At 46.0% G+C, this 17,381-nt stretch carries 16 protein-coding genes and 1 tRNA gene; 12 read left to right on the top strand and 5 right to left on the bottom strand.

The features are described from left to right. Positions 1-198: 198 nt before the first annotated feature. Together IT084_RS00420 and IT084_RS00415 are read right to left on the bottom strand one after the other, a co-directional pair. Positions 199-348 (bottom strand): hypothetical protein, encoded by a 150-nt coding sequence (locus IT084_RS00420; RefSeq protein ID WP_195710127.1) that lies wholly within the window; start codon positions 346-348, stop codon positions 199-201. Positions 349-679: 331 nt separating this feature from the next. Then, a tRNA-Gly gene (locus IT084_RS00415) sits at positions 680-754 on the bottom strand. A gap of 261 nt (positions 755-1,015) precedes the next feature. On the opposite strand from IT084_RS00415, the gene IT084_RS00410 reads away from it, so the two are divergent. Continuing rightward, the gene (locus IT084_RS00410; protein ID WP_195710125.1) at positions 1,016-2,221 is read left to right on the top strand and encodes an N-acetylmuramoyl-L-alanine amidase; all 1,206 of its coding nucleotides are present in this window, start codon (positions 1,016-1,018) and stop codon (positions 2,219-2,221) included. Positions 2,222-2,270: 49 nt separating this feature from the next. Here the strand turns inward: IT084_RS00410 and IT084_RS00405 are convergent, their stop codons facing one another. The 3 genes from IT084_RS00405 to IT084_RS00395 form a co-directional block, all read right to left on the bottom strand. Then, positions 2,271-3,386, bottom strand: a complete 1,116-nt coding sequence (locus IT084_RS00405; RefSeq protein WP_313885398.1) for a DegT/DnrJ/EryC1/StrS family aminotransferase — start codon at positions 3,384-3,386, stop codon at positions 2,271-2,273. Between the two features lie 47 nt (positions 3,387-3,433). Further along, entirely contained in the window at positions 3,434-4,279 is an 846-nt protein-coding gene (locus tag IT084_RS00400; protein ID WP_195710122.1) for a phosphodiester glycosidase family protein, read from the bottom strand. Between the two features lie 170 nt (positions 4,280-4,449). Beyond that, entirely contained in the window at positions 4,450-5,079 is a 630-nt protein-coding gene (locus tag IT084_RS00395; protein ID WP_195710120.1) for a PHP domain-containing protein, read from the bottom strand. A 245-nt stretch (positions 5,080-5,324) separates the two neighbouring features. Between IT084_RS00395 and IT084_RS00390 the strand changes: the two genes are divergently transcribed. From IT084_RS00390 to IT084_RS00340, 11 genes are all read left to right on the top strand, one after another. Continuing rightward, positions 5,325-5,960, top strand: a complete 636-nt coding sequence (locus IT084_RS00390) for a response regulator transcription factor (protein WP_195710118.1) — start codon at positions 5,325-5,327, stop codon at positions 5,958-5,960. A 26-nt stretch (positions 5,961-5,986) separates the two neighbouring features. Next, positions 5,987-6,925, top strand: a complete 939-nt coding sequence (locus IT084_RS00385) for a sugar transferase (protein ID WP_195710116.1) — start codon at positions 5,987-5,989, stop codon at positions 6,923-6,925. A 71-nt stretch (positions 6,926-6,996) separates the two neighbouring features. Further along, entirely contained in the window at positions 6,997-8,256 is a 1,260-nt protein-coding gene (wecC, locus tag IT084_RS00380; protein WP_195710114.1) for a UDP-N-acetyl-D-mannosamine dehydrogenase, read from the top strand. Beyond that, on the top strand, positions 8,253-10,424 hold the full coding sequence (locus tag IT084_RS00375) for a bi-domain-containing oxidoreductase (RefSeq protein WP_195710111.1): 2,172 nt from the start codon (positions 8,253-8,255) through the stop codon (positions 10,422-10,424). The genes wecC and IT084_RS00375 overlap by 4 nt, the downstream gene beginning before the upstream one ends. After that, positions 10,424-12,322, top strand: a complete 1,899-nt coding sequence (gene asnB, locus IT084_RS00370; protein WP_195710109.1) for an asparagine synthase (glutamine-hydrolyzing) — start codon at positions 10,424-10,426, stop codon at positions 12,320-12,322. Before IT084_RS00375 ends, asnB begins: the two co-directional genes overlap by 1 nt. Then, positions 12,319-13,392, top strand: a complete 1,074-nt coding sequence (locus tag IT084_RS00365) for a glycosyltransferase family 4 protein (RefSeq protein ID WP_195710107.1) — start codon at positions 12,319-12,321, stop codon at positions 13,390-13,392. The genes asnB and IT084_RS00365 overlap by 4 nt, the downstream gene beginning before the upstream one ends. After that, entirely contained in the window at positions 13,385-14,191 is an 807-nt protein-coding gene (locus IT084_RS00360) for an oligosaccharide flippase family protein (RefSeq protein WP_195710105.1), read from the top strand. The genes IT084_RS00365 and IT084_RS00360 overlap by 8 nt, the downstream gene beginning before the upstream one ends. A gap of 62 nt (positions 14,192-14,253) precedes the next feature. Next, positions 14,254-14,676, top strand: coding sequence for a polysaccharide biosynthesis C-terminal domain-containing protein (locus IT084_RS00355; RefSeq protein ID WP_195710103.1), 423 nt, complete (start codon positions 14,254-14,256; stop codon positions 14,674-14,676). Further along, positions 14,636-15,478, top strand: a complete 843-nt coding sequence (locus IT084_RS00350; RefSeq protein ID WP_195710100.1) for a class I SAM-dependent methyltransferase — start codon at positions 14,636-14,638, stop codon at positions 15,476-15,478. The genes IT084_RS00355 and IT084_RS00350 overlap by 41 nt, the downstream gene beginning before the upstream one ends. Before the next feature lie 55 nt (positions 15,479-15,533). Further along, positions 15,534-16,274, top strand: a complete 741-nt coding sequence (locus IT084_RS00345; RefSeq protein WP_195710098.1) for a class I SAM-dependent methyltransferase — start codon at positions 15,534-15,536, stop codon at positions 16,272-16,274. A gap of 71 nt (positions 16,275-16,345) precedes the next feature. Further along, the gene (locus IT084_RS00340; RefSeq protein WP_165608155.1) at positions 16,346-16,996 is read left to right on the top strand and encodes a bifunctional 2-polyprenyl-6-hydroxyphenol methylase/3-demethylubiquinol 3-O-methyltransferase UbiG; all 651 of its coding nucleotides are present in this window, start codon (positions 16,346-16,348) and stop codon (positions 16,994-16,996) included. The last annotated feature ends 385 nt before the right edge of the window (positions 16,997-17,381 follow it).

The raw sequence follows: 17,381 nt of genomic DNA, 5'->3' as shown, positions 1-17,381 counted from the left end.
TGCAATGCAGCTTCCAATTTGGCTTTGCAATTATTAATCGGATCTTGTTTAAACAACTAAATAACTGGTTATCAACATGAAATTTAGGCTATAATACAATCAATCAAATAACAAAACCCCAAAAGCTATGTACTAAGATGGCAATTAACGGCGATTACTTTTCATGCCGAGCAGGTGAAAAAGCCGCCTGCCGGCGGCCTAAAATACAGTAGTTTCCGTTTTGTATTTTCCTATAACTTCATCTGTATCTTTTAACGCAGCCATATCCAAACCCGCCGTAATAACAGTTCTTTCAGCGTATTCTGCTTTTTTTCTTTCCAATTCTTCCCCTCTTATTTCGGGCGTCATTTTAAAACCTCCTCTCAATTTTGATTTTAGTATGCTTAAAAAAGGATTGGGATATAATAAGTTATTTCTGGGTATTAATTAAATTTATATTGAAAAAGGATAGCAATGTTTGCTGTATAAATGAAAGCGCAGGATGAAAAATTCAATCCTGCGCCGGGTTAGTATTAACAGTCTATTAACATTTACTATTATTGTTGCTGTTTTTTGTTGCTGCTGCATCCTGATAAATCTACCTTCGCGGACGAAGCCCCCGGGCTTGTCACGGAGGAGGTTCACTGCAGTAAAATGGGGTACTGCAGTTAATACAATACCCCGAAACCCTTGCTATAACTGGAGCGGGTGACGAGGATCGAACTCGCAACCCTCAGCTTGGGAAGCTGATGCTCTACCATTGAGCTACACCCGCTTGTGATTTAGCATTATTAATTATAGCATTTTAAAATGAAAAGTCAAGTTGCAAACGTTTTTATGCCCCACATCAATATTTGCTAAATGATCAGTTGTCCAGTTAATGGAATGCCTCCGTGGCTAATGTATAAAAAAATGCCAAAGTAGTAGGCATTGGCATATTTATAGATTAATCAAACATTAAAATGGGCTAAGCGATTGTATAAGAAGCTAACCTCTGTGTTAAGCCAAAGCCAACTATTTACAGGGAGTGAGTCAATTGTTAAAGATTGTTATTGACCCGGGACACGGGGGGAATGATCCCGGTGCCGCAAACGGCTACCATTACGAAAAATATTTCAACCTTTCCATAGCAACGGAAACGGCCCGTTATCTAAACGACAACTATTCCGCAGCGGTCTTCTTGACCAGGATATCCGATATCGCGATGGGACTCTCGGAAAGGGCGAGTTTTGCAAATGATTTAAAAGCGGATTATTTTGTATCGCTCCATGTTAATGCGGGGGGAGGAACCGGTTTTGAAAGTTTTATTCATACCAAAGCCAATTCCACTACGCAGAAGTACCGGGACATACTGCATAACCGGGTAGCCGGTTTCTACATTTCAAGCGGTTTTAAAGACCGGGGCAAAAAAAAGGCTAATTTTGCCGTCTTGCGCGAAACCAACATGCCTTCTATTTTGTTGGAAAATTTATTTATTGATCATCCAACCGACCTTGCAGCATTAAAAAAACAGAGTTTTTTAAAGAAGCTGGGTGAAGCTATCGGTGAGGGAATCGCCCGGACGCTACAGTTGAAAACCAAAGCCCCCGGCAGCGGAATCGTTCCAGCCCGGATGCCGGCAGTGGCAAAACCGGACATAGCCAGGCAGCTATTAAAGTCTCGCAACCCGGCGGCACCGGACTATGTCAATATATACGTGAGGATGGGGGAGCTTTACCGGATACGATGGGATGCCGTATTTGCCCAGTCCTGCAAGGAAACCGCCTACTGGAAATTCGGGGGGGATGTCCGGCCGGAGCAAAACAATTTTGCCGGGCTGGGAGCATTTAACGGTAAGGGAGGAGCATCCTTTGCCACTCCGGAGGAGGGCATCGAAGCTCAATTCCAGCACTGGCACGCTTATTTCCACGGTGGTAAACTGCCTCCGGGCAGACCGGAATTGGACCCCCGGCGCCAAGCGGTGCTGGAAGCAGGCTGGGGGGGCGCTTTGAACTTCGTAGAAGATCTGGGGGGCAGGTGGGCGCCCGCCCCGGATTACGGAGTTAGCATCGTCAGGGACTATATGGCCAAGTTCGTGGATGAAATTGCGAAGCCCGACGGCAATGAAGGGTGGAATCCGGAGGCGGAAATCGAACGCCTGCGGAAAGACGGGTTGGTCGCCAACGAACACGATGCGAAAGCACCTGTTACCTGGGGGGAATTCGCCACCGTGCTTAATCGTTTGAGGGACCGGCTGGCATAAATATTGATAAAATTAAATTAAAAATTTAGGGGCCGCTATTCAAGGGCCCCTAAATTTTGCATAAAACTTCCCCAAGGCTACTCACGACGTAATCAATTTCATCTTCAGATAAATTATTATGAAAGGGCAAGGCCAGGGTGGTTGCAGCAACAGCTTCAGTTACAGGGAAATCGCCGGGCTTATAACCAAATTCCTTGCGATAAAAAGGCTGAAGGTGAATGGGCTGGAAATAAGCGCGGCAGCCAATTCCCCGGTCATTAAGCTTTCGCATCACAACATTCCGGTCAATTCCGGGGTCCAGCCTGATCACGTAGACAAACCAGCTCATTTGCACCCCCGGTGCCACGAACGGCACTGTAACACCATCCACGTGCCGCAATCTTTCGGTATATGCCCCGGCCACTCGCTCCCGTTTGTCTAATATCTCGGTCAATCTTGCCAGCTGGGCGCAACCTAACGCCGCGCTCATCTCATCCATTCGATAATTATACCCCAAGCGGGTATGGTCATACCACCCGTCCCCTTCGCCCCGGCCCTGGTTGCGCATGCTGCGACAGAGATCAGCCAATTCTTTAAGGTTTGTTAAAATAATTCCCCCTTCGCCGGTGGTTATTTGTTTATTCGGGTAAAAGGCAAATACCGCCGCAGTGCTTTCACTGCCTACAGGTTTGCCGTTATATCTTGCACCTATGGCCTCGCAGGCGTCCTCAATTACCGGCAAGCCATATTGCATAGCGATGGCCATTATTTTATCCATGTCCGCCGGGTGACCAAAAACATGAACCGGCAAAATGCCCTTCGTTTTTTGATTAATTTTCTGCTCGATTAAATTATGATTAATATTAAACGTCTTGGGATCGATATCCACAAATACCGGACGCACCCGCTCGAAAAGCAGGCAATTCGCTGAAGCAACAAAACTGAAGGGTGTGGTGATTACCTCGTCTCCCTCGCCCAACCCCAGGCCGCGTACCACCAGGTGGAGTCCGGAAGTTCCGCTGTTGACGGCGATGGCATATTTTACCCCTACATATTCAGCGATTTTTTTTTCGAACATGGTCACCACCGGCCCCATACTGAGCCAGCGACTTTTTAACACGTCCAGCACAGCTTCTCTTTCCCGGTCGCCTATGTCAGGCAAAGATAGGGGTACTTCCATTTTCATTTTTTATGCCTCCAGATAAAACCCATTTCCGACAAATTCGCTATAGATTAACTATCCATAATAACCCAACTTGTGGCCACAGGTCTTTCTCCCGCAGTATCGGAGGGTTTATTTAAAACCCGGTTTTTGAAAACCATTGTGGAAGAGCCGCCTCCGTCCAGGTTAAAAGCATTATAAGCCCCGAGTGCCATCATTATTTCTTGTAGTTCATAGTAAGTAACCCCCATACTCCACCCGGGCCTGCGACCGTCTATGACTACGAATAATAGTGAGCCGTTTTTCTTTTGCCCGATGGCAGTGCGGGGGTGGGCTTTACCACCTGGTTTTTGCAATCTTTTACCATTTTCAATTAGCTGTGGCCTAAATGATACGCCTTCTACTATGCCCGCTTTTTTGATATCAGCGGGATTTGCAAAAGTTCCACCCATCAAGGTACCGTTTTTTGTCAGACCTACCAGAATTTCTGAGTTGTACCTGTCAACCCGGGTAACTACCCTGCCCCCCTGAACGGTATAATAAAGGGGGTAAAATAGGGGTTCACCCGGCAACGGGCGATTAAAAAAGCCCCCTCCATTGACGGCGGCCACCGCACCTGCTTTTTGGGCCATCTCGCTTGTTTTCTGCAAGCTGCCCGGTCCACCTTCGGGCAACATTACTTTTACCGCTCTCGGATTACTTACCAGCATAACGAAACCACGAAATACAACTTCTTCTTTTTTATCCTTACCCTGGATTGCATCTACCCTAACATAAAGATTACCGTTGGAAAAATAGCTGACAGGAGTTTCCTCAAGGTATTGCCACGTCGATACCGTACTGTTTGTGGTAAGGAGATGAAAGCTTAAAATCCCTGTCAGGACAACAATCAGGAATAAAAAAAACCTTTTTCTCAAAATTTCACCCCCCGGCAACCTTCACTTCCTTTCCCGGGGTTTCAACTATATTTGGAATATTAATCTGAAACGGCCAATTCTACATCTACACATACTTTAATTTATGTCGAGTAACGATGATAAGTGATTCCCGTCCGGCTCGCTATTATCCCCCACCCCTCTAAAGCGTATTACAATCTGTTCTGCCGGTAACAGCCAATCACCTTGCCCAGGTACCTGTAATAAAAAGGCGAAGGCCTGGCCCACAAAGTGCGGTGAGCCTTTAAAACTGTCTCACGCAGGTCTTCAAACCGGCTGTAAAAATTCACCGCTCCCAATTTCAATTCGCTGGCGAAATGGGCGTCATTACCCACCAGAACCGGCTTGTCATATGCGCGGGCCAGTTCCATGGCAAACCGGTTTCCAGCAGAATCTATACGACAGTTGTAACCCTCTATAAGATCTACGCAACGCATTAATTCATCATCCACAACCTTGAGCCGTACCGGGTGCGGCAGCAACACCAGCCCGCGCTGGGACTTGATCGCGGAAATTACCTCCACACTGTTTCCGGTCGATATTTCTTCAGTTAAAAACAACCCGATAATATCTCCCTTTTCCGTGCTGTATTCAGCCCCGGTGATAATATGCAGCCCGCTGCATTTGTTAAACTTTTCCGCTTCACGCGCGCCGGCCAAAGTATTGTGGTCCGTAATCGCCAAAAGATCAAAGCCGTGATCCAGGGCATAATTTACTACTTTGGCGGGGTGCAGTAAAGAATCAAACGAATGCCTGGTATGAATGTGAAACAAGCCTTTCATGGGTTTACCGCCTGCTTTTTTTAATATTTTTATGTCCTCCGCAACCGTTAAGTGAGTGTGCTTTACCAAAAACCATATAGCATTGTAACAAAAGCAGGTAAAACCCACTTCAATCAATTTATTAAACAGGCCATTACGCATATTAACCATGTGCTGACAGGTAATTGAATTACAGGTAAATACAGGAACAAAAATTTCTCATTATTCATATTCTGTAATTGCAAAGTAAAGGAGGGAACTCTTTCTTGAAGCAAAAATCTCGCGCGATCCCCTTGATGCCACCGGAAATATTAAGTGACCGGCAGAGGCAAATCTATCAACTTTATTGTCGGGGAATGGCGAATAAAGAAATTGCGCGCAAGCTGAGCCTCGATCCAAGGGTAGTGGCGACCCAGCTATCACGCATCAAAAAGAAAGCGGCAAACCTCAATTTTACATACAAAATCGAACCCGGGGCGGAGTATGCCCATTTACAGCACCAGTTGAATTCCCCGGCCGAGCAGCTTAAGAAAAAAATCCGGGAAGACCCCGGGTTTTTTTCTTTGATGTTTGACCGGTACGCCTCAAATGATGAACCCGCGGGTGAAAACAGGTTCCGCCTTGCCTCCGCCGGCTTTAACCCTGCGCTGCTGTCGTACGCCAGGGCCAGGCGCTTAAAAATAATCGCAATATCGGGCAGGAATTCCGGTAAGGCCACAATGGCCGTAAAAATAGATAGAAAAGACCGCCAGGTCTTGAAACATTTCCTGGAAGAAAACAAAATCCGGCCGGTGGAAACGTACTGGGACGATGGCAGCGCGATATACCTGTTGTCCCCCCGGGATCTCAGGAAAATACAACAATTGCTTGGCAACTTCCCTGGTGAAATATATACCCGATAACCCAATATAAAAGGAATTGAAATAGTATGCTTAAAAAAACGATTATCATCATCGGTCCCGAAAATGAAGCCGAGCAGGTGGCTCAAAAAATTTCCGGCCATTTTGGCGGGCAGCTTGAAATCTTTATCTACCACGAGGTTATTGACGCCGGCTTGTTTAATAAGCTGGTTAAAAACCATGACCTGGTCTGTATAACTTCAGGCGTATCGAAATGCCAAATGCAAGAAATTATATCTTTGTGCCAGGAAGCAAATAAAACATTATACCTGTTGCCGGGTTTATTTGAAGTTCTGTTGCAGGGAGCAAATTTTTTTTACGTGGACGATATGCCGCTTTTCACCATCAACTGCCTGGGACTTTCCCGCCGGCAACAATTGAAAAAAAGAATATTTGACATTTTTTTGTGCATCCCCGGTCTGATAATTGCTTTTTTTTTATTCCCTTTAATCGCGCTGGCCATAAAATTAACCTCCCCCGGGCCGGTTATTTATTCCCAGGAAAGAGTAGGTTTAAACGGCAAAATATTTAAGCTATTAAAGTTTCGCTCCATGATTCACCAGGCGGAGCAGCTGACCGGACCGGTGCTGGCCACTGATGATGATGCCCGGGTGACCCCGGTAGGAAAAATATTGCGGGCCACCCGTTTGGATGAACTCCCGCAACTGTTTAACGTTATGCGGGGGGAGATGAGCATGGTGGGCCCCCGCCCGGAGCGCCCCGATTTTGTTGGAGAATTTATGCAAACTATACCTCATTACAAATACAGGCTTCGCGTTAAGCCGGGAATTACCGGCCTGGCTCAGGTTAAGGGCAGATACGCCACCTCGGCGCAAGATAAGTTGAGATATGATCTCTGGTATATCAGTAACTACTCCTTGCGGCTCGACCTGAAAATACTGTTAAAGACACTGCCGGTGGTCCTGAACGGTAAAAATGCGGAGGGTATATACCGGAAAAAATCTTAAGTTTGCTAAACAAGGAACATGGAACGTGAGCTATAGATACGAGTATTCTGTTATTTGAAATGAGGGGTTTGATGCAAAAAATTTGTGTATTGGGATTGGGATACATTGGTTTACCCACGGCCAGCTTGTTGGCAACAAAGGGTTTTAAAGTCCATGGCGTAGATGTCAATGCGCAAACTGTGGAAACTATTAATCGTGGCAACAACCACATTCATGAACCCGACCTTGATGTTCTGGTTAAATCAGCGTTCCGAAGCGGTAATCTTGTTGCCGCTTTAGAGCCTGCGCCTGCAGATGTATTCATCCTTGCTGTGCCGACGCCCCTTAAAGAGGGCCATCTTCCCGACATCACTTACATTAAAGCAGCTACCCGTGCCATTGCTCCTTATTTAGCTCCCGGCAACCTAGTTATTCTAGAATCAACGATTCCTTTGGGTACAACCGAAAAAGTGGCCGACTGGTTGAGTGAATTACGTCCCGACCTCATCATTCCTCCTATTAATGAGCATGGAAGAACAGTTGATAATGATAAAGCTCAAATTTTTATTGCGCACTGCCCGGAACGTGTTTTGCCCGGACAGATTTTAAAAGAACTGATAGACAACGACCGGATAATCGGCGGTATCGATCAATCTTCCGCCAGAACAGCTCAATTGTTTTATGAAAGGTTTGTTAAGGGCAATATTTTACTTACCAATGCCCGCACGGCGGAATTATGCAAGTTGGTAGAAAATGCATTCAGAGACGTGAACATCGCTTTCGCCAATGAGCTCTCACTTATCTGCGAAAAGTTGGATATCAACGTTTGGGAGCTAATTGATTTGGCCAACCGCCACCCAAGGGTAAATATACTCCAGCCCGGTCCCGGTGTAGGCGGCCACTGCATTGCCATTGACCCCTGGTTTATTGTTAATTCCGCCCCGGATGAGGCCAGGCTCATTCGCACCGCCCGGGAAGTAAATGATCATAAACCCCAATTTGTCGTAACCAAAATCAGGGAAAAGGCGGCTCGCTTTAAGAAACCTGTAATCGCCTGCCTAGGGCTGACCTTCAAGGCCGACACTGATGACTTGCGCGAAAGCCCGGCAGTGGAGATCGTGCGACAGCTGGCCATAAAACAAGCAGGCCATATTCTGGCTGTGGAGCCGTATATTGGGACACTACCTGCGACGCTTGTAAATTTTGGCAATGTCCAACTTGCTGACCTTAAAACAGCTTTGCAGCGGGCGGATTTGATGGTGTTGCTGGTTAACCACCGTGCCTTTTATGATATAGGTCGCGAACTGCTTAATGAAAAGGTCGTAATTGATACACGAGGGATATGGCGATGAAACAGGTACTGATTAAACAAGGAAAAGCCGTAGTTGAAGAGGTTCCCGCACCCCAGCCGGAGCCGGGAACGGTGCTGGTTCAAGTCAATTATTCTTGTATCTCCATCGGTACCGAGATGAGCGGAATAAAGGTCAGTGCATTGCCGTTATGGAAGCGTGTCCTTCAACAGCCTGAATATCTTAAGAGAGGATTACAAATGCTGGCCACCCAGGGCCTTGCCCGCACCCGCAGTTTGGTAGAAGGCAAACTTTCTACGGGACACCCCACCGGCTACTCAGCCGCCGGCATTGTGCTGGAAACCGGCGAAGGGATCGAGGACCTGCGGCCGGGTGACCGGGTTGCCTGTGGCGGTGCACAGTGCGCCCATCATGCCGAGGTCATCCGCGTGCCACGCAACCTTGTAGTTCCCGTACCTGGTAATCTGAACCTTGCTGCGGCCAGCACAGTTACTTTGGGTGCCATTGCCCTTCAGGGTGTGCGCCGTGCTAAAGCTACCCTGGGCGAAACTTTTGTGGTTATCGGCCTCGGTGTGCTGGGGCAACTTACTGTGCAGCTACTCAAGGTCAACGGTTGCCGGGTGATCGGTACGGATTTAAATCAGGGGCGTATTCACCTGGCTCAAAATCTGGGCCTGGATGCAGGCATTCATCCCGATGATGGCAGCGACCTGGAGCATGTAGGACGCCTGACCGGCGGTATCGGCGCCGATGGCGTGATCATTACCGCTGCCACGCCTTCCGATGCAGTGGTCTCCACTGCTTTCCAAATGTGTCGCAAAAAGGGGCGGGTGGTATTGGTGGGCGATGTGGGGCTAAATCTTAACCGGGCTGACTTTTACGAGAAAGAACTGGACTTTTTCATTTCCTGTTCTTACGGGCCCGGTCGTTACGACAACAACTATGAGGAAAAAGGGCTGGACTATCCCGTTGCCTATGTACGCTGGACCGAGAATCGCAACATGGCCGAATTTTTGCGGCTGCTGGACGAAGGCAAAGTAAAAGTCAGCCCGCTGATCGCCGCCACTTATCCCATAGATGAAGCGACAACTGCTTATGAAAAGCTTAAGGAAGGAAATGATATCCCACCCGTCGTTTTGCTTTCATACCCGCAACACACGGGGACTGCCGCACCTTCCCCATTAGTTATCAATCCAGCTGCCCAACCTGCCGGACCTGACCGGATCCGGATCGCCCTAGTGGGCGCGGGAAGCTTTGCTAAGGGTACGCACCTGCCGACTCTCCAGGCACTATCAGATCGTTTTCATTTACAGGCGGTGGTGAGCCGCACCGGTCATAACGCCACCGCTACGGCGAGACAGTTTGGGGCCAACTATGCCACCACCGACTACCGGCAGGTTTTGGAAGACCCCGCGGTTGATGCGGTGCTGATTGCCACCCGCCACAACCTGCATGCCTCGATGGTCCTGGAAGCGCTCAAGGCCGGCAAGCACGTGCTGGTAGAAAAGCCGCTTGCTTTAACGCAGGAAGAACTGGACATGATCGAAGCGTTCTACGCTTCCGCCTGCGGCGATTTTACGCCGCTGCTGTTGACGGGTTTTAACCGCCGCTTCTCCCGCTACGCCCGGCGTATTTACGAACTGGTTCAGGGCCGGAGCAATCCGATGATCCTTAACTACCGCATGAATGCAGGCTATATCCCACCGGATCACTGGGTCCATACTGAAGAAGGCGGTGGGCGCAACCGCGGTGAAGCCTGCCACATATACGACCTCTTCACCTACTTTACGGGCAGCAAAGTTGTTAAAGTTAACGCTCAGGCCATTATGCCAGATACAGAATATTACAAACGCAACGACAACTTTGTGGCCAACATGACTTTTACAGATGGTTCGGTAGCCACCCTTACTTATACGGCGCTGGGGTCCGGGGAATACCCCAAGGAACAGCTGGAGGTATTCGTAGACGGCAGGGTCTTGGTGCTGAATGATTACAAGCGCCTGGAGGTTTTTGGCGCAAGAGGCAAGGGCATAAGCAGCATGATTATGGAAAAAGGGCAAAGGGACGAACTGGAAGCATTTGCCCGCGCGATTCAACAAGGGGGCGACTGGCCCATTCCGCTCTGGCAGCAGGTGCAGGCTACGAAGATAAGTTTGGAAGTGGAACGAAAGATATCCCCTTACTCAACCAGCAGTGGGGGTAACTCCTGATGTGCGGCATCGCCGGTGCAATGACGTTCAAAAACAGCTGTTTTAAGATTACCGAACCATACATTAACCGCATGCGGGATACCATGGTCCACCGGGGCCCGGATGGAGCGGGAACATGGGTGGCGGAGGACGGCCGGGTGGGCCTTGGCCACCGCCGGCTGGCCATTATCGATTTATCCTCAGCCGCCGCCCAGCCCATGTGCAACGAGGATGCTACACTGTGGGTCACCTTCAATGGCGAGATCTACAATCACGCGGAAATACGCGCGGAGCTGGAACAAACAGGCGGGCATCTGTGGAAGACGGACCACTCGGATACCGAGGTTATCCTGCACGCGTTTGAACAGTGGGGCATCAATTGCCTGGAAAAATTTCGGGGCATGTTTGCCATCGCCTTATGGGACGCCAGGGAGCGGGAAATGTGGCTGATCCGTGACCGGATTGGGATCAAGCCGCTGTATTACAGCATCCACCACGGCCGCATCACCTTCGCCTCCGAAATTAAGGCTCTCCTGGAAGACCCCGAACAAAAACGGGCGGTAAACGAGGAAGCACTCTACCATTATCTTTCTTTTTTAACCGCACCGGCGCCTCACACCCTGTTTGAGGGCATTCACAAGCTGCCCGGCGGCACCTGGCTGCAGGTAAGCGAAGACGGCCGGATCCGCAAGCACCGCTACTGGGATGTTCTGGACCACACCACGCCGCTGGCCGGCGTCTCCGAAGAGGAGATCGCCGGGCGGATTTTGGCTGAACTGCGCACAGCGGTAAAGCTGCGCAAGGTCAGCGATGTGCCGGTGGGGGTTTTTCTTTCCGGCGGGATTGATTCAAGCACCAATGCGGCGTTATTTTCCGAAGGGGAAGGCGGCCCCATCAAAACTTTTTCCATAGGCTATCAAGGCGCATACCGGTCATACCAAAACGAACTGCATTACGCCCGCAAAATGGCAAAGGAAGTCAGGGCCGAATATTATGAGCGGCTGCTCAGTATTGACGACCTGATCGATTTTCTGCCCCAAATGGTGTACTTGCAAGACGAACCCATTGCCGACCCGGTATGTGTCCCGGTCTACTACGTTTCCAAGCTGGCCCGGAACAACGGCGTGATCGTCTGCCAAGTGGGGGAAGGAGCGGATGAGCTGTTTTGGGGCTATCCCGGCTGGCAAACCGCGCTCCGGCTGCAGCGTTACGATGACCTGCCGGTCCCCCGGGTGTTCAAACACCTGGGGCTCCTGGCACTGGAGGTATTAGGAAAGAAACAATCCACTTACTACGAATGGCTGCGCCGGGCAGCCAAGGGGCAGCCAATCTTTTGGGGCGGGGCGGAAGCCTTCACCGAATCCCAAAAGCAGCTACTCCTGTCTCCCCGCCTGCGCAAGCGGTTCAACAGGCTTACTTCCTGGGAGGCCCTGCAGCCCATCCGCCGGCGCTTTACGGAAAAAGCGCGGGAAAAGTCCCACCTCAACTGGATGACTTACCTCGACCTGAACCTGCGACTCCCGGAGTTGCTGCTGATGCGGGTGGATAAAATGAGCATGGGGGTCAGTTTAGAGGGGCGCGTCCCCTTCCTTGACCACAAACTTGTGGAATTGGCCATGAGCATTCCGGAAAGGGTAAAGACAAAAAACAATACTCTTAAATACATTCTCAAGCAAGCCGTGCGGGGCTTAATTCCGGACGAACTGATCGACCGCCGGAAACAGGGCTTTGGTGTGCCGATATATGAATGGTTCTTGGACCGCCTGGGCGACAAAACCAGGCAGGAACTGAATGACTTCTGTAACCAGACAGATTATTTGGACCGGGCCGGGGTTGAGCGTTTAATGGACCAGGGACGGGGCCCGCAGGCCTGGTATCTGTTAAATTTTGCCCTGTGGTGGAAGGAGTACATGGCATGAATAAAAAAATTTTTTTATTCGGCCCTTACCCTCCGCCATATGGCGGGGTATCAATATATGTTCATGCTCTAAATGAGTTTCTTATTGAAGTTGGGTTTGATTGCAACCTTAAAATATATCGACAAGACGGCACAGCGATTGATTATGTGCAACCGAGTTTCACCAGTGTGTATAAAAATTTCTTCAAAATCACGAAGAAAGATACCTGTTTAGATTCGTGCAGCTTCTTTTTGGAATATCCTTCAATAAAAGCCACCCTGGCATGGCTATTAATTAAGATGTTAAAAAGATTCAGGTGGATAAAAATCATACATGATGGGTCACTACCGTCACGATATAAACATTTTGCATTTGTCCAGAAGTTTGTTTTCCATGCAGCAATTAAATTTATTGATGAACTTATTGTAGTCAGTGAAGATCTGTACTCCTGGTTACGAAACAACATCAAGGTTAAACAAAAGGTCTTACTTATAAAAAGTTTGCTGCCAATTCCTCCTCAAACTTTTAATACCCCCTTACCTGTTGAAATCGAGCAAGCAATAGCGCATCATAGAAAAACGGTATGTTGCATCGGCGCATTTACTCCGACCTATGGATTCAAACACGTTGCAAATGCTGTAGAGAAAATTCGTAAAGAGACAGAGGATGATATTGGACTGGTTTTTATCAATGCATCTTTTACCGGGGACAAAAATTATAAATCTAAAGTATTAAAGCAGAGGGAATGGATTACTGTCCTAACAGACATTCCACGTTCACAAGTGTTGCAGATTTTAAAAAGAAGCAATGTTTTTGTCAGGGGGGTTGATTTCGAAAGCTACGGCCTTTCCAGAGTAGAATCGCTTTGGTGCGGCACCCCCGTTGTAGCAACAAGGGTTGGGGAAACACGAGGGATGCTGTTATATGATTGCGGAAACGTAAAAGAGCTGGTTCAACAAATTAAAAAAGCTTTATATACTCCCTCCGGACAGGATATCCATAAGTGGGCGGAGCATTTTCGCCAGGAAGCGGAGGCTAATTTGGCGGCAATAATAAACATCATAAACTCCGGTAGAGGTTCCAATGGTTAATAAAGTAAAAAATCTCCTTGCAGGCGGTACAATACAAAGAGATGCTTTGCAGATATACGCTATTCAGTTTTTGTCACTTGGCTTGGGTTTGGTTGGGAGCATTATTGTGGCACGAACTCTTGGCCCGGCCAACAAAGGCATCTTTGACCTCTTTAACTTACTGAGCTCATTTATTGTTGAGTTTGGGTTGCTAGGCTTTGGTAGTGGTCTTCTATACTATTTAGCCAACAAAGGCGAGCCGGTCAGTAAAACCCACGGGACAGGGCTTATATTTGTACTGGTAATGGGTTGTTTAACTGCCATAACCGGGTGGCTTGGTCTACCCGGTTGGAAAAGGATTTTCCCCGGTTTACAGGATTGGATCATCTTGCTGGCCTTTTTTTGGGCCCCGGCAGCTTATTACCGGATAATTTGGTCAAATATTTTGACCGGAATTAATCGAGCTGTAGTAACTTACCGAATCGGGTTATATATTACAGTTGTTAATATCCTGGCAATTGTAACCCTGTGGGCTTCCAACAGGTTGGATGTCGAAAACATTATAAGACTAACTGCTATGCTAGGTGTTATTAACGGAATCGTTGCTTTTATTATCCTGTGCAAACACGAGAGGAAGGTTAAAGCAAGTCTTAACTTGGCCCGAAAAAGCCTGCGGTATGGTTTGGTGATCTATGTTGGGTTTATCGCAAACATAATGCATTTCAAAATTGACCAGGTAATGATAAATTACTGGCTGGGAACAAAAGCGGTGGGAATATATGCCGTTAGTGTTCGCTGGGCGGAAATGCTTTTTTTTTAGACGGTGCGATAATCTCCGCTGCGCTATACAAAATAAGTTCTGCGAGTGCTGAAGAGAGCTATGTGCTATCAAAGCATCTTTCTAAAATACAACTTTTGATCAGTGGCGGGTCGGGCATATTACTGGCTGCAGTGGCTTACCCGGTGATTCTGATTTTATATGGTGAGGCTTACCGTAATGCTGCGTGGTCGCTTATCTTACTTATTCCTGGTGTAGTAGCCTGGTCCGTTTCAAAACTGTTATCCAATACGCTAACTTATAATAGAAATATGGCATCATTTGTTGCAAAAGTTGCTGTTTGTGGTTGCTTGCTTAATATACTGCTAAATTATGTATTTATAAACGTCATATTAATTGGAATTAATGGTGCTTCCATAGCGTCTTCGTTAAGTTATTTTTTTGTAGCATTATTGATCGGTTTAAAAACCAGGGGAGTAAGTAACTATGAAGCTAACAAAACAACAAATCGAATATTTTGTGAATAAAGTTGGACAGCCCGAGGCTTCAATTTTACTGAATAAATTTTTTAATTCATACAGGCATTATCTTAATTCAAGTGATGTTGCCGATCTGTATGATGATAATTACGCAGCTAAAATCAACTCCTTGGAAACTTATTTAATAATTAACAATAAATACAAAATACACACATACAATAAATACTCTTATGAATACTTAATCCCAAGGCTCACAATACATAGCAGAATACTGGATGTGGGTTGTGGAAGTGGAGATTTTGCATTAGCCATAGCTGCACAGGGAGTAAAATATGTGGTTGGCATGGATTTTTCCCGGAAAGCCATAAAGGAGGCCAATGCCAAGCTTGCCAAATCCGGATTAAATATGTGTCACTTCCTTTGTGCAGATGTGTTAAATATGGATAACCAATTTATATTTGATTTTGTTGTTCTTAATGACATAATTGAACATCTTTCGGACGCAGAATTGAAAACCCTGTTTAAGAATATCAGCAGTGTTTTGGTTACTGGTGGCGAGGTTATTATTCATACCCCCAATGGCTTAGCCATATGCAATGATACTGATACAAACTTTTTTCAAAAAGCTGCGAAAACATATTTACGACTGTTTAAACGCTGGAGAGGCTTTGAAAGAACAGTTGAACAAATATATTATGATCAAACTCATATAAACATAAAAAGTTTTCGACAACTAAGAAAATGTTTAAAAGAATATGGTTACCAAGCATCAGTAATCTACGACGAAAAAAGCAAGTTGCCGTTTATAAACCAGCTATCATCCAACATGCTTGTTATAGCAAAAAAATAATTAATGATTGATAGTATGTGCCGAACTTAGTATAAAAACTGGAGGCGCATAAGACGTGAGGAAATTAAATAGTGAAGAATACGAGCATTACTGGAACAACGTTCATATGAAAATTACGGACGACTTGGCAGCTGTTTGCTTTCCTGATAAGCCTGCTTATTTTAATGCATTTTATGACAACATACAAAAATATGCTTTAAATAAGTATTTTACCCATGAAAAAATATCTTTTAAGGGTAAAAAGGTATTAGATATTGGTTGCGGGAGGGGACGTTGGTTGTCGTTCTATAAAAAAAGATATGGTGCACAAGCTGTAGGTATCGACTTGTCGGAATCCGCAGTGCACGCATGCCAAAATCAAGGTCTTGATGCTCACGTAGGCTCAATAACTTGCATGCCGTATGAAGATCAGTGTTTTGATTTCGTTAATTCAATAACTGTATTAATGCATTTACCTGACCAACTCAAAGAAAAAGCCATAGCTGAAATTGCAAGGGTTTTAAAATCGGGTGGTAATGTATTTATTCTTGAAGCCACCTGGAAAGACCCCTCTCCTCACGTTTTTAGCTTAAGTGTTTTAGAGTGGGAAAAGCTATTTAAGAAATATGGTATGCGTTTAATACATAAATCTGCTCATTGTTTTAACTTATTTCGAAGGAAACTGCCATTTTTTCCAATATTCAGAGATTTCATATCTATTTATCTAGACTATCCATTAGAATTTTTATTAATGAATTACTTTTATGGTAAACAATCAAATGTTTCCTTACAGCATTTGTTGGTGTTTGAAAAATGAGAAACATATCATTTTTGAAATCTAAACCGATTCAATATTATAAAGGTATCCGCATAAAGGCGGATACCTTTTTGCATGATCAACTGGCCAATATTATTTGTTCCTTTTTGCCGAAAGGGTCGAATATTTTGGATTATGGTGCTGGTGAAGGCGCTTTTTCTCAACGTATTCATGATCTTGGATACAGAGTATTTGCAGTGGATATAGAACAAGAAAGTTTTAAGGCCAGTGTACCATTTGAACGACTGGATTTTAATAATAACTCTCAAATTATATCTTTCCAGCAAAAATACCTTGAATCATTTGATTTGGTCCTTGGAATTGAAGTTATTGAGCATGTTGAAAATCCCTGGCAGTTTATCCGAAACTTAAAAAGCCTGGTCAAGCCAGGAGGGTGGATATTAATTTCAACACCTAACGTAACATCATGGTACTCAAGGATAAATTTTTTCTTAAAAGGACGGTTTCATCAATTTGAAGACTATGACCGTCATTATGGACACATTAATCCGGTTACCGAAGATGAATTAAGACTAATTTGCGAACAGTCCGGATTGCAGGTTAAACAAATACTTCCGGGAGGATGGTTGCCCAGGCTTTGGTTGAGTTGCTCTCCAAAAGCATTACTAATTAATTTGTTGGGTTTTTGGGGATCCTTCTTCATGAAAGGCCTTTATGAAGGCTGGTGCTTGATTGCATTAATTAAAAAACCCGGTGATTAAGCAGGCGATAATTATATGTCTGTTTTAAGAATTATTATTTTGAAAAATGCACTTCAAAAGCCTAAACCTTCTTCTCATTGCACTGTTATAACATTTGAAGAAATTAAGAATTGGATTGCACGAGGGGTCTTTTTAAGACATCTTTTTTGCTATCAGGAGGTAAAACTGTTAACCTACCGCCTGGAGGTCTTATCCAAGCCTTTTATAACGGCAATATTAATACGCCTGTTAAGCCGAAGGGTTTGCTGCTTTGAAGATGAACAAGGGCGCTACCAGTCGATTACAATACCATTTCTTGTTAAACTATTTTGGCACTTAATAAGAGATTTGGTACAAAAATTCATCTCAATACATTGCATACACCGTGAAATCGAACAACTATCCG

The organism is Desulfallas sp. Bu1-1, from assembly GCF_015594625.1.
Taxonomy (GTDB): domain Bacteria; phylum Bacillota; class Desulfotomaculia; order Desulfotomaculales; family Desulfallaceae; genus JADNRQ01.
Note: the sequence above shows the minus strand (reverse complement) of the source record. Positions and strands in the feature narration are given on the sequence as shown.